The sequence below is a fragment of the Kribbella sp. NPDC050281 genome, assembly GCF_040655855.1.
Classification (GTDB): Bacteria; Actinomycetota; Actinomycetes; order Propionibacteriales; family Kribbellaceae; genus Kribbella.
In genome coordinates, this window is sequence record NZ_JBFAKS010000019.1 from 88,970 (window position 1) to 101,370 (window position 12,401).

A 12,401-nucleotide genomic window follows, 5' to 3' on the forward strand; every position below is an offset into this window, starting at 1 on the left:
ACGCATCCCTTTCAAGGGCCGCGGTACGGCCGTGGCGGCGGCAGTTCCCGGTCGACCCGCTTGCGCCGCGACGTCGCGACGATGTGCAGCACGATCCCGATGATGATCAGCACGATGCCGAGGGTGTTGATCAGGCCACCCACCAGTGTCGTCAGGAAGCCGTCGCCGAAGTTGTCCGGCGGACCGGTCGAGTCCAGCGGTGTATCGATGATCAGCTTGAAGAAGCTGTACCCGCCGGCGTAGGCGATGCCCAGACCGGCCACGAACAGGACGACTCCCATCCAGACCAGCCATCGCGCCCTGGTTCTCGTCGCCGCGATCTCACGGAAGAAGCTCTCCCGCTGCTGGATGACCTGCTGCGAGTAGTTGTACTGGTCCCGCCCGACGTTGTTGATCGATTCTGCCCGCTGGTCCCCGATGTCATAGCGAACCGCCTGTTGCGGCGCCGGTGTCCGATCGCCTTCGTAGCGAAGCCGAAGGCCGGCGAAGGCCACCGTGTCACCGGCAGACAACTGACGTGGAGCACCGATCGGTACGTCGTTCACGTACGTGCCACCGGACGACCCGAGATCCTCGACGTAGTCCAGACCGCCCTGGCGCCACAGCGCAGCATGCGTACGGCTCACCTGGATGTCGTCGAAGCGCACGTCGCAACTCGGCAGCCGGCCGACCGTCAGCCGGTTCCCGACCAGGCTGATCCGCCGCCCTTGGTCCGACCCCGCACTCTCCACGACCAAGTACGTCGCTCCACCAGTGGACGGCCCCAAGTCACCACCCCCGAATTCCAGGAAACCACCCCGAATTCAGGCAGGCAAGAGCCGACGCCCACACGGTCAGCCTGGGACCGCCGGAGTTTTTACGTCAAGAGCTCAGAATTAATCTGCTCGGATTAATTCCGGGGTCTTGACAGAAAACGGCGGGACGGCCCAGAGTCCTCCGCATGGCCAAGGACACCGCCGGACCGCTGCGCCTCCTCCGGGAGACCCACGAGGATCGGGTGCTGACGGTGTTGCGCACGCAGGGCGCGATGACCCGTGCCCAGTTGGCGGAACGGACCGGCCTGTCCCGGGCGACACTGTCGTCGATCGTCCAGGAGCTACTGGCGGCCGACGCACTGACCGAGACCGCGATCGACGACACCACCAGTCGCGGCCGCGGCCGCCCAGTGACCCAGCTGACGGTGAACGCGTCCGGCGGCCTCGCGCTCGGCATGGATCTCGGTCATCGCCTCATCCAGGTGACGATCGCGAACGTCGCGCACGAGGTCGTCGGCTCGGCCGGCACCGACTGTTCCGAACGCACGCCGTGGTCCAAGCGGCTCGAACTCGCGCTCGACCTGATCGACACGCTTGCCACCGACAACGGAATCTCGCTGTCCGCCCTCGCCGGTGTCGGCGTCGGTGTGGTCGGTCCGGTGTCGGAGACCGGCGGCCATCGCCAGCCGAGCCGAGCCACCCGCATTCATCTCGTCCGCGACGGCCTGACCGACCGCTTCGGCGTACCTGTGTACGTCGACAACAACACCCGGCTGGCCGCGCTCGGTGAGGCGATCTGGGGCGCCGGCGCAGGTCTGCAGAACGTCCTGTACCTGCGGCTGTCGTACGGCGTCGGCGGCGGCCTGGTCCTCGGCGGGCACTTGTTCTCCGGTGCGGGCGGCGCGGCCGGCGAGCTGGGCCACATCACCGTCGATCCCCGCGGACCGAAGTGCGTGTGTGGTGGCAGAGGCTGCCTCGAGCGCTACGTCTCGCTCGCCGCGATTCTCGAGCAGTGCGGCGTACGTCGTTTCGACGAGGTACTGCGCCGGCTGGCCGACGGCGATCGCGCGGTACGCGCGGTGATCTCGACGGCCGGCACCAGGATCGGTGAGGTCCTGGCGGCCGCCTGCAACACCGTCAACCCCGAGACAGTGGTCATCGGCGGCGAACTGGCTGCGGCCGGTGCTTCGCTGCTCGACCCGATCCATGACGCCGTCCGCAAGCACACCCACAACCAGGTGCGGCACGGGCTGCGGATCGCTCCGGCCGCCCTGGGCCACGACGACGCGGCGCGCGGCGGCATAGCCCTCGTACTGCGGCGCTCCGCACTCCTGGCCGGCTACCCGGCCGCCCCCGCCGATCCCGACGAGGCTGCGGCCGCGCGGGACCGGATCCCCGACCTCGGCTGAGCCCTGCCCTGAGGAGGCACTCGCCATGAGCACCTCGACCACGCCCCGACCGTCCCGACGCCAACTGCTCCGCACCGCCGGCGGGCTCGCCCTCGGCCTGCCACTGCTCAACGCCTGCACCGGCGGCGGCCAGAGCGCCCAGAACGCCGGCGCCGATCCGGCCGGCACCAGCGGCCCGATCACCGTCAACTGGTGGGACCACTTCAGACCGTTGACCGAGCTGTTCGAGAAGAAGCTGTTCGTCGAGTACCACCAGAAACACGACAACGTCACTGTGAAACGCCGCCAGCTCGATCCGGCCGACCTCGGCCAGGCCCTGCAACTCGCCCGGCGCAGCAAGCAGCTGCCCGACGTCCATTCGACGGCCGGCCTGAGCGGCAGCGTCGCGGCGCTGGTCACCAACGGCTGGTTCCACCCGATCGGCGACTTCGTTGATCTCGGCAACAGTCCGATGAAGGACTACCTGTTCGACGGGATCCATCGCTTCGACGGCAAGGTGTACACGTTCCCGGTGTTCAGCGGCCGGTGGCACGACTCGACGACCTGGGTGAACAGCGCGCTGGCCAAGCAGGCCGGTCTGGACCCCGAGCAGTCGCCGGCGACCTGGGACGAGTACCGCGCCACAGTCCGCACGCTCGACCAGAAGACTCCCGACTCCGTGCACGGCCTGCTGCTGCCGATGAAGGACACCGACTACCTGGGCGGGAAGCTGACCGCCTTCGCCCAGATGGCCGGCGCGCCCGGTCAGACCGACTGGAAGACCGGCGAGATCGTCGTTGCGAGCGAGCCGTTCATCCAGGCGATGGAGTTCCTGCTCGCGTTGAAGGCCGACGGAGTACTGCATCCCGCGTCGTCCTCACTGGGGCCGCGCGATGCCCGGGCTCGCTGGGCCGCCGGTGAGGCCGCGCTGTTCCCGTGGGGCCCGTGGTTCATCGGCGGTCTGATGGTCGAGGAGTCGCCGGCCGTCAAGCGTGGCATCAGTGCCTGGCAGATCCCGGCACCGTCGACGCAACGTGGCACGGTGTACGTCGCACCCGCGCCCGGCTCGTTCTTCGTGTCGGACCAGGCCAAGAACCCGAAGGCCGCCGCCGACGTGCTGTTCCAGATGACCACGCCCGAGTTCGCGGCCCAGCTGGCCACCCGGATGGATCAGCCCCCGATCCTGCTCGACTCCGTGGACAAGGCCGATGTCCACCCGGCGTACAAGAAGAACGTCTCGTTCTTCCAGCAGGACGTGCGGATCGGGCCGGTGCCGGAGGTTCGGAACGGCGGAGTGGCGAAGGCATTGGCCGAGATGCGCGATGTGCACCCGAGTCCGGGTGAGATCGTGCAGGCCGTGCTGACCGGCTCGACCAAGGACTACAAGGCAGCACTCCAGCAGTACGCCGACAAGGCCACCAAGGAACGCAAGCGCGCGATCGACGCGGCCAAGAAGAAGGGCGCCGAGGTCAGCGAGGACGACTGGGTCTTCGGCAACTGGCAGCCCGGTGAGGACTTCACCCAGGCCAGCTACAAGTGACCGTCACCACGGAGGCACCCGTACGACGGAAGCCGCCGACGCCGGCGCCGAAGCGGCGTACCGTCTGGCGGCGGATGCGGGACGACTGGTGGATCTATCTGTTCCTGCTGCCGACGGTAGTCGGCTACGGCCTCTACACGGTCTATCCGCTCGTCGCCAGCTGGTGGTACGCGTTCCTCGACTGGCCCGGGTTCGCGGATGTCGGTACGTTCATCGGCCTCGCGAACTTCGAGCTGCTGTGGGCCGACGACCTGTTCTGGAACTCGTTCCGCAACTCGCTCGTCTTCCTGGCGATCGCGGTCCCGCTGCGGGTCGGTCTGGCCCTGCTCCTCGCGATCGTGCTGAACCGGCGGAGTACGCCGTTCCGCGGGCTCTTCCGCACTCTGCTGTTCCTGCCGGTCGTGACCACCGGCGCGATCGTCGGCGTCGTCTTCACGCTGATCCTGGACGCCGGTGGGCCGGTCAACCTGGCGCTGGTGAAGTCGGCGTTGGTGGACAGCCCGGTCGACTTCCTCGGCTCGTCCGGGATGTCGCTGTACAGCGTGATCGGTGTCTGGGTGTGGAAGTGGCTCGGCATCACGCTGATCTACTGGCTGGCCGCGTTGCAGACGATCCCGAACGAGCTCTACGAGGCCGCGCGGATCGACGGAGCCGGCAACTGGAAGGAGTTCCGGTACGTCACCCTGCCGCTGCTCCTGCCGTTCCTCGTGGTGATCACGCTGATCGACATGGTCGGGGCACTGAACGTGTTCGATCTGGTGATGACGCTGACCGGCGGCGGTCCCGCGTTCTCCTCGGAGGTGGTCGAGGTCTACATCTACCGGACCGCGTTCGGCGCAACGGTCCCGCAGCTCGGCTACGCCTCGGCGGCGGCGGTCCTGTTCGGGCTGCTCACGATGGCGCTGGCGATCGCCCAGGCCCTGGGGATCCGGGCCGCACGGCGGGCGATGGCATGATCGCGACCAGAAGCTCCCGCTGGCTGATCGGCACCGGGCTCGCGCTGCTCTGCGCGGTCTGGATCTACCCGTTCCTCTGGCTGGTCTCCGGCTCCCTGAAGACCAATCCGGAGATCTTCGGCAAGGGACTGAACCTGTTGCCCGAGGCACCGGTGTGGGAGAACTACAGCCGGGCCTGGTCGGAGGTCGGGTTCTCGTCGTACATGCTCAACACCGTCCTGATCACCCTGGGCACAGTTGCCCTGGTCATCATGCGCAGCGCGCTGGCCGGCTACGTGCTCGGGCGGTACGACTTCGTCGGCAAGAAGGTCCTGATCGGCGTCTTCCTGGTCACCTTCTTCCTGCCGGAGGGCTACACGATCATCCCGGTCACCCAGCTGACCGACCAGCTCGGCCTACTCAACTCGCACCTCGGCGTCGTCCTCGGACTCGGCGCGGGCGGTCACGCGGCCGCGACACTGCTGTACGCCGGGTTCTTCCGGACCATCCCCAAGGACCTCGAGGAGTCGGCCCGGATGGACGGAGCCGGACCGCTCACGGTCTTCTTCCGGATCATGCTGCCGCTGGCGAAGCCGATCACGGTGAGCGTGTTCATCCTGCAGTTCCTCGCCGCCTGGAACGCCTATCTGCTGCCGCTGGTCTTCACCCTCAGCCATCCCGAGCTGCGCACGCTGGCGGTCGGCATGTCCGCGTTCGTCGGAGAGAACGACACGGACTGGGCCGGTATGGCCGCGGCCGCCGTACTGTCGCTGGCACCGGTCGTGGCCGTGTTCGTCGTACTGCAGCGGCAGTTCGTCGAGAGTTTGGCTGGTGCGGTGAAGCAATGATCCCTAGTTCTGGAGGCCGAGTGGCGTCGAACATCCTGCTCCTGATGACCGACCAGCACCGCCTGGACACCCTCGGCTGCTACGGCAACCGGGTGTGCGAGACCCCTGCTCTGGACGAGCTCGCCGCCGCCGGCACGCTGTTCACCAACGGCTTCACCCCGACCGCGATCTGTACCCCGGCCCGGGCCACGCTGCAGACCGGCGTACTCCCCTACAAACACACGCTGCTGGCGAACTACGAACGCAACGTCGGCTACCGCGAGGAGCTCGACGACACGTTCCCACCTTTCTCGTCCCTGCTCGGCGAAGCCGGCTATCAGCTCGGCCACGTCGGCAAGTGGCATGTCGGCAAGGTGAAGGGGCCGAAGGACTTCGGGTACGACGGCGAGCACTACGCCGGCTGGGGCAACGCCGTCCAGCACCCCGACTATCTGCGATATCTGGCCGAGAACGGCTATTCCCCTTTCGCGGTGCACGCCCCCGTCCGCGGCACCTTCGCGAACGGGGAGCCCGGCAACCTTCTCGCCGGCATCCTCGAGCAGCCGGTGGAGGCCACCTTCGAGTATTTCCTTGCCGAGCGCACCATCCAGCAGCTCCGCCGGTACGCCGAGGACGGACGGCCGTTCTATCTCGGCTGCAACTGGTTCGGGCCGCACCTGCCCTATTTGTTGCCTGAGGCGTATTACCACCGCTACGACCCGGCTGATGTCGAGCTGCCGGTCTCGATCGCGGAGACCTTCGCCAACAAGCCCCGGGTACAACAGCACTACTCCTCGCACTGGACGTTCGACAGCCTCGGGCCGGACACCTGGCGCGAGCTGATCGCGGCGTACTGGGGTTACGTGACGCTGATCGACGAGCAGGTCGGCCGCATCCTCGGCGTACTCGACGAGCTCGGGCTGGGCGACGACACGGCCGTGTTCTTCACCGCGGACCACGGCGAGTTCACCGGGTCGCACCGGCTGCACGACAAGGGTCCGGCGATGTACGACGACATCTACCGGATCCCTTTGCTGGCAAGGATTCCGGGGAACCCGCCCGCTCGGACCGAGGACGGATTCGCCACCCTCACCGACCTCACTCCGACCTTCCTCGAGCTTGCCGGACTCCCTGTCCCGGAGTACTACCAGGGCCGGTCGTTACTGCCGCTGGTCGCGGGCGACCGCCCGGCCGACTGGCCGGATGCCGTGGTCGCGGAGTTCCACGGCCACCACTTCCCGTACCCGCAGCGGATGATCCGCACCGACCGCTACAAGCTGATCGTGAACCCCGCCGACGGCAACGAGCTGTACGACCTGGGGACCGACCCGCACGAGTTGCAGAACCGCTACGAGCACCCCGAGCTGGCCGGCGTACGACGTGAGCTGATGGGCCGGCTGTACGCGACGCTGCGGGATCGCGGCGACAACTTCTACCACTGGATGACGTCGATGTTCGAAGTCGGCGCGAAGACCTACGACACGGCCCTCAGCGCCCTGGACGAGGAGAACCCGCACCCGTGACGACCACAGCGACCATCGACATCCGCACCGGCCGGCGCAGCACGATCGACCCGTTGATCTACGGCCACTTCCTGGAGTCGGCGTTCTTCGGCAACATCGAGGGCGGCGTCTTCGACGAAGGCTCACCCCTGGCGTACGACGATCCGGACGCGCGCAACGGACTGCGCCGCGACGTCGTCAAGCTGTGCCGCGAGCTCGGCCTTCCGGTGGTCCGCTGGCCGGGCGGCAACTTCACCTCGCCGTACCACTGGGAGGACGGGATCGGGCCGCGCGCCGAGCGACCGCGAAGGCTCGAGCTCGCGTGGGGCGAGGAGGAGGACAACCACTTCGGCACCGACGAGTTCCTTGCCTGGTGCGCCGAGGTCGGCACCGAGCCGTATCTCGCGCACAGCTGCCGCGACGTCGACGACGCGGTCCGCTGGGTCGAGTACACCAACTACGCCGGCGATACGACGTACGCACGGAAGCGTGCCGCCAACGGCCACCCGGATCCGTACAAGGTCACGTACTGGGGTCTCGGCAACGAGGTCTACGGCCGCTGGCAGATGGGCCATCGCTCCGCCGAGGCCTATGCTGCCGACGCCACCGAGCACGCCCGCTTCATGCGCGCCGTCGACCCGTCGCTCAAGTTCATCGGGGTCGGCCTCACCGACGACCGGCGCGGCTGGACCGACACTGTCCTCAAGGCCGTCGGGAACCAGATCGACTACCTGTCCTTCCATCTCTACGGCGCGACCACCCAGCTGGTCGACGGCGACACCGAGTACGACGCGATCGTCGCCCAGGCGCAGTACTTCGAGCAGCAGATCCAGACGTACGCCGATCTCGTCGCCGGCCTGGCCGCGCAGCACGGAATCGAACGGCCGCTGGGTCTCGCGCTGGACGAGTGGAACATCCGTCACGTCGAACCTGACACCTGGCCCGAGCCACAAGCCTCGGACGACGGCGGCACGATCGAGCGCGACGTCGACGGGCTCTCCACCGAGCGCTGTCGCCGGGTCAACCGGTGGAGCCCACGCACCCTGGCGGATGCGCTCTTCTACGCGGGTGTCTTCCACGCACTGCACCGCGCGAGCGGACACGACGTACCCGTGACGATGGCGAACACGGTCAACCTGCTCAACGCCAACGGGGTCGTTGTCGCCCGACCGGGTGGCGCGGTGCGGGCCACGACGTACCACGTGTGGGACCTGTACCAGAACCACCTCGGCCCGGTCGCGTTGACCGCCGAGGTCCGGTCATCCGGGCGGCTGGCCGCCGTACGGCAAGGGGATGCACGCGACGCCGCCGGCGAGTTCCGCACGCGCAGTGGCACCGTGCCCGACCTCGACGTCTCGGCCACGCAGACCGAGGACGGCCGCTCGCTGCGGCTGGCCGTGATCAACCGCCACCGTACGGCGACCATCCGCGCCGACCTGATGCTCGACGGCCGCGCCGAGGGCTTGCCGACGCGAGTCGCCGTCCGGGACCTCGGCGTGGACGTGGACGACGTACTGGCTTCGAACACCCTCACCAGCCCGGACAACGTCGCCCTGAGAGACCGTGGCGTCCTCGACCTGACAAACGCCGCCTACGACTTCCCACCCCACAGCATCACCCTACTGTCCTTCGATGTCACCTGAGGCTAGGCAGCGGCGGCTTCGAGGATGCACATGCGGGTGCCGGTGTCGATGACCTGCTCGAGGTGGAGACCGGCGGCTGCGAACAGGGCGGCGTACTCGGCTTCGGTGCGTTCGCGGCCGCCTGGCAGGACGAGCATGTTGAGGTCGGAGAACGCCGCCACCACCTCGTGGCCGGGCCGGTCCAGGACGAGCTCGACGACGAGGACGACGCCGCCGGGGTTGAGCGATGCGGCGCAGGTTCGGAGGATCTCCACGCACCGGTCGTCCGGCCAGTCGTGCAGGATCGACTTGATCAGGTACGCGTCCGCCGGCGGGACCGCCTCGAAGAAGCTGCCGGCCATTGCGGACCACCGCGATGCGACCGCTTCAGTTCGCGGCTCCTTCGCCACAACATGCGGCAGATCGAACACCACACCGTGCAGGTGCTCGTGCTGGTTCAGTACGGCGTCCAGCAGGATCCCCTGCCCTCCCCCGACGTCGACGACCTTGCTCACCCCGGAGAAGTCGTACGCCGACGCGACCGACTTCCCGACGTACCAGCTCAGCGCCGTCATGTTGTCGTTGAAGATCACGTTGTACTCGGGATGCTTCTGCCGGTGAACCCAGACATCGACACCCTGCTGATCCTCGAACGCGTTCTCACCCGTGCGCACGCTGTGAGCGAGATGACCCCAGGCCGACCAGAGCGCCGGGTCCTGCTGCATCCGGGCCAACGGTCGCAACGTCCCCGGTACGTCGGACCGCAGCCGCTCACCCATCTCGGTATTGGAGTACGTCCCGTCGTGCTCGGCGTACACCCCGACGGCCACCAGTGCCCGCATCAGCCGCCCCAGCGTTTCCTCGTCGGCCTGGACGACAGCCGCCAGCTCGGCAACCGTGCGCCGCTCCCCCGCCAATGCGTCGGACACTCCCAGCTCCGCCGCCACACTGAGCGCCGCAGCAACCCGGAAGCCCGTCACCATTTCCTGCAGATCATCCATACCGCTGATCATGCGCCTGTTCGGATAAAGAGTCCCTGGTTCTGACGATCAAGGGCATGCCAGGGTGTTCGACCGGCGCGAGCAGGCGTCCACAACGGCAACGGTGGAGATCTGCGTCGTCACCAGACGTCGCCTGCGAAGGGGACACCCATGAGCACACCCGAACCGACTACGACGACAGATCCTGGATCCGTGTCCGCGGCTCCGCACCTGCCGGAGGGCTTCACGGACACGTTCACCAGCCGGATCATCGACGCCGGCGGATTGCGTCAGCATGCGGTGATCGGGGGCAACGGACCGCCGCTGCTGCTCGTGCACGGCTGGCCGGAGAACTGGTACGCGTGGCGTGAGGTGATGCCGGCACTGGCCCGGGACTTCACCGTGATCGCCGTCGACCAGCGCGGCATCGGGCTGACCGAGAAGACCAAGGACGGCTACGACACTGCCACGCTGGCCGCTGACCTGGCCGCGCTGATGGATGCGCTCGGACACGAGCGGTTCGCAGTGGTCGGGCACGACACCGGAATGATCATCGGCTACGCGCTGGCCGCCGACTGCCGCGACCGGGTCGAGTCCCTCGCCGTCGCCGAAGTGCCAGGAGCACCCGGAGTGGTCGACTCGCCGCCGCTGTTCGTTCCCGACGTGCTCAACGACAAGCTCTGGCACATCCCGTTCAACCGCGTCGACGACGATCTGATCGTCGACATGGTCAGCGGGAACGCGGACGCCTACTACCGCTACGAGTTCGCCATCCAGGGCGGCGGGACAACACCGCCCGAGCACGCCATCGAGTACTACGTCAGCCTGTACAACCGCGACAAGGACGTACTGCGCGCCAGCTTCGGGTTCTACCGGGCATGGCAGGCCACCATGGGACAGAACGTGCAGCGCAAGGAGCACAAGCTCACGATCCCCGTGCTCGGGATCGGCGGCGAGAACAGCTGGGGTGCGCACGTCGCGGGGGGCATGGGGCCCGCCGCGAACGACGTACAGAGCGTGGTCATCCCTGGCGCCGGCCACTGGGTCGCCGAGCAGGCACCCGAGCAACTGGTCGAAGCGCTGACGACGTTCCTGGCCCCGTACCGCGACGCGGCGCGCGTCGCCGCGGTGTCGTAGGTCGTCATGTTCCAAGGTCAGCAGTTGCCCTCCTTCGGCGGGGCTACCGGGTGGCTCAACTCCGAGCCGCTCGGTCCCGCCGATGTGAAGGGCCACGTCGTTCTCGTCGACTTCTGGACGCTGACGTGCATCAACTGGCTTCGCACCGTGCCGTACGTGCGGGCCTGGTCTCAGGCGTACACCGGCGACGGGCTGATCGTGATCGGAGTGCACACGCCCGAGTTCGAGTTCGAGCACGAGACCGACCTGGTACGGCAGGCGGTCAAGGAGCGAGGACTCGACTACCCGGTTGCCCTCGACAACGACTACGGGGTCTGGAGCGCCTTCGACAACCACTACTGGCCGGCGCTGTACTTCGCCGACGATCGCGGGATGATCCGCGATCATCACTTCGGCGAAGGACGCTACGTCGAGTCGGAGCGCACCATCCAGCGGCTTCTCGGCATCGAGCGCGAACCGGTGGCGGTGGTCGGCACCGGCGTCGAGGCGCCCGCGGACTGGACCCAGCTGCGCACGCCGGAGACCTACCTCGGCTACGGGCGGGGCGGGCGGTTGCCGGGCGGCGCCGGACTCGACGACCGCCAGAAGTACGAGATGCCGGAGCGTCTCGCCTTCAACAGTTGGGCTCTCGGTGGCCGGTGGACGGTTCGGCCCGAGTTCGTCGTACTGGACGAGCCCGGCGGGAGCATCGCCTTCCGGTTCCAGGCGCGAGACGCACATCTGGTGCTGGCTCCCGGCGCATCGGACGCGGTCCTGTTCCGCGTGCTGCTCGACGGCGAAGCGCCCGGCCGATCACACGGTGTCGACGTCGACGAGGACGGGAACGGCGTACTGCGCGAGGGCCGCATGTACCAGCTCGTGCGCCAGGACGACGCCGTCCTCGAGCGGACCGTGGAGATCAGGTTCGACGAAGCCGGCGTCGAGGCGTACGTGTTCACGTTCGGGTAGAGACGTGCCCTGCGGAGTCAGCCTTCGACGAGTTGCTGGCCGCCGTCGATGTCGACGGTGGCGCCGGTGATGGCCGTGTTGATCATCAAGTGGATCGCCAGGTTGGCGATGTCGGCCGGACCGACGACCCGGCCGATCGGAAGTGTGGTCCGGAGTTGCTCACGACGGGCGTCCAACTGGTCGCCGAGGATCGATGCCGACAGCGGGGTGTCGACGAAGCCGGCCGCGATCAGGTTCACCCGGACCGGCGCCAACTCGACGGCCAGGTTCCTCGTCAGGGCCGGCCCCGCGGCCGTCAGCGACCCGATCGAGGCCAGGCCCGGCGCCGTCCGGCGGCCGCCGGTGCCACCCATGAAGAGCAACGACCCGCCTGGACGAACCCGGGTGGCCGCGTGACGGGCGACGTGCATTGGTAACAGCAGGTGCGCTTCGAGATCACGGCGTACCGCGTCGAAGTCCATGTCGGCGATCAGCCCGTAGTACGGACCGGGGCCGGTGACCAGAACGTGGTCGATCGGGGTGGGCAGGTCGCCGAAGAAGGTCTCCAGCTGGTCGAAGTCGGTCGCGTCGAACGCGGCGACATCCGCCCCGAGCTCCTTGCCGGCCTGCTGGAGGCGTTCCGGTGAGCGCGCTGTGATGATCACGCTGGCGCCTTCGGCCCGCGCGAGCCGGGCGGTCTCCAAGCCGATGCCCAGGCTCCCGCCGATCACCACGACTGTCTGCCCGTCCAAGATCTTTTCCGTCATCGTTCCTCCATCTGTGCGGGC

Annotated in this window: 11 protein-coding genes; 8 read left to right on the plus strand and 3 right to left on the minus strand. The window is 67.9% G+C overall.

The window, feature by feature from the left end:
• Positions 1–11: 11 nt before the first annotated feature.
• Entirely contained in the window at positions 12–767 is a 756-nt protein-coding gene (locus tag AB0I34_RS21660; RefSeq protein WP_360447546.1) for an FHA domain-containing protein, read from the minus strand.
• Between the two features lie 173 nt (positions 768–940).
• On the opposite strand from AB0I34_RS21660, the gene AB0I34_RS21665 reads away from it, so the two are divergent.
• From AB0I34_RS21665 to AB0I34_RS21690, 6 genes are read left to right on the plus strand one after another with little or no spacing between them, the layout of a single operon-like run.
• A complete protein-coding gene (locus AB0I34_RS21665) occupies positions 941–2,164 on the plus strand; it encodes an ROK family protein (protein ID WP_360447547.1) in 1,224 nt (407 codons plus the stop codon).
• 25 nt (positions 2,165–2,189) lie between these two features.
• Positions 2,190–3,683, plus strand: coding sequence for an extracellular solute-binding protein (locus AB0I34_RS21670; protein WP_360447549.1), 1,494 nt, complete (start codon positions 2,190–2,192; stop codon positions 3,681–3,683).
• A complete protein-coding gene (locus AB0I34_RS21675) occupies positions 3,680–4,639 on the plus strand; it encodes a sugar ABC transporter permease (RefSeq protein WP_360447551.1) in 960 nt (319 codons plus the stop codon). The genes AB0I34_RS21670 and AB0I34_RS21675 overlap by 4 nt, the downstream gene beginning before the upstream one ends.
• Positions 4,636–5,466 carry a carbohydrate ABC transporter permease gene (locus AB0I34_RS21680; RefSeq protein ID WP_360447553.1) on the plus strand — a complete coding sequence of 277 codons (831 nt, stop codon included), beginning with the start codon at positions 4,636–4,638 and terminating at the stop codon, positions 5,464–5,466. Before AB0I34_RS21675 ends, AB0I34_RS21680 begins: the two co-directional genes overlap by 4 nt.
• On the plus strand, positions 5,463–6,968 hold the full coding sequence (locus AB0I34_RS21685) for a sulfatase-like hydrolase/transferase (RefSeq protein WP_360447554.1): 1,506 nt from the start codon (positions 5,463–5,465) through the stop codon (positions 6,966–6,968). The genes AB0I34_RS21680 and AB0I34_RS21685 overlap by 4 nt, the downstream gene beginning before the upstream one ends.
• A complete protein-coding gene (locus AB0I34_RS21690; protein WP_360447556.1) occupies positions 6,965–8,590 on the plus strand; it encodes an alpha-L-arabinofuranosidase C-terminal domain-containing protein in 1,626 nt (541 codons plus the stop codon). The genes AB0I34_RS21685 and AB0I34_RS21690 overlap by 4 nt, the downstream gene beginning before the upstream one ends.
• A gap of 2 nt (positions 8,591–8,592) precedes the next feature.
• Here the strand turns inward: AB0I34_RS21690 and AB0I34_RS21695 are convergent, their stop codons facing one another.
• Positions 8,593–9,570: a methyltransferase gene (locus AB0I34_RS21695; protein ID WP_360447558.1), complete on the minus strand. Its 978-nt coding sequence runs from the start codon at positions 9,568–9,570 to the stop codon at positions 8,593–8,595.
• A 150-nt stretch (positions 9,571–9,720) separates the two neighbouring features.
• Here AB0I34_RS21695 and AB0I34_RS21700 point away from each other — a divergent pair, with 150 nt between their 5' ends.
• The gene (locus tag AB0I34_RS21700; protein ID WP_360447560.1) at positions 9,721–10,686 is read left to right on the plus strand and encodes an alpha/beta hydrolase; all 966 of its coding nucleotides are present in this window, start codon (positions 9,721–9,723) and stop codon (positions 10,684–10,686) included.
• Between the two features lie 6 nt (positions 10,687–10,692).
• Positions 10,693–11,634, plus strand: coding sequence for a hypothetical protein (locus AB0I34_RS21705; RefSeq protein ID WP_360447562.1), 942 nt, complete (start codon positions 10,693–10,695; stop codon positions 11,632–11,634).
• Positions 11,635–11,651: 17 nt separating this feature from the next.
• On the opposite strand, the gene AB0I34_RS21710 is transcribed toward AB0I34_RS21705, so the two are convergent.
• Positions 11,652–12,380: an SDR family oxidoreductase gene (locus tag AB0I34_RS21710; protein WP_360447564.1), complete on the minus strand. Its 729-nt coding sequence runs from the start codon at positions 12,378–12,380 to the stop codon at positions 11,652–11,654.
• Positions 12,381–12,401 lie beyond the last annotated feature (21 nt).

What these genes read in the sequence shown, in the direction of transcription:
- AB0I34_RS21665 (WP_360447547.1), top strand. Translation starts at nt 941, where the DNA reads ATGGCCAAGGACACCGCCGGACCGCTGCGCCTCCTCCGGGAGACCCAC.
- AB0I34_RS21685 (WP_360447554.1), top strand. Translation starts at nt 5,463, where the DNA reads ATGATCCCTAGTTCTGGAGGCCGAGTGGCGTCGAACATCCTGCTCCTG.
- AB0I34_RS21670 (WP_360447549.1), top strand. Translation starts at nt 2,190, where the DNA reads ATGAGCACCTCGACCACGCCCCGACCGTCCCGACGCCAACTGCTCCGC.
- AB0I34_RS21705 (WP_360447562.1), top strand. Translation starts at nt 10,693, where the DNA reads ATGTTCCAAGGTCAGCAGTTGCCCTCCTTCGGCGGGGCTACCGGGTGG.
- AB0I34_RS21695 (WP_360447558.1), bottom strand. Translation starts at nt 9,570, where the DNA reads ATGGATGATCTGCAGGAAATGGTGACGGGCTTCCGGGTTGCTGCGGCG.
- AB0I34_RS21680 (WP_360447553.1), top strand. Translation starts at nt 4,636, where the DNA reads ATGATCGCGACCAGAAGCTCCCGCTGGCTGATCGGCACCGGGCTCGCG.
- AB0I34_RS21700 (WP_360447560.1), top strand. Translation starts at nt 9,721, where the DNA reads ATGAGCACACCCGAACCGACTACGACGACAGATCCTGGATCCGTGTCC.
- AB0I34_RS21710 (WP_360447564.1), bottom strand. Translation starts at nt 12,380, where the DNA reads ATGACGGAAAAGATCTTGGACGGGCAGACAGTCGTGGTGATCGGCGGG.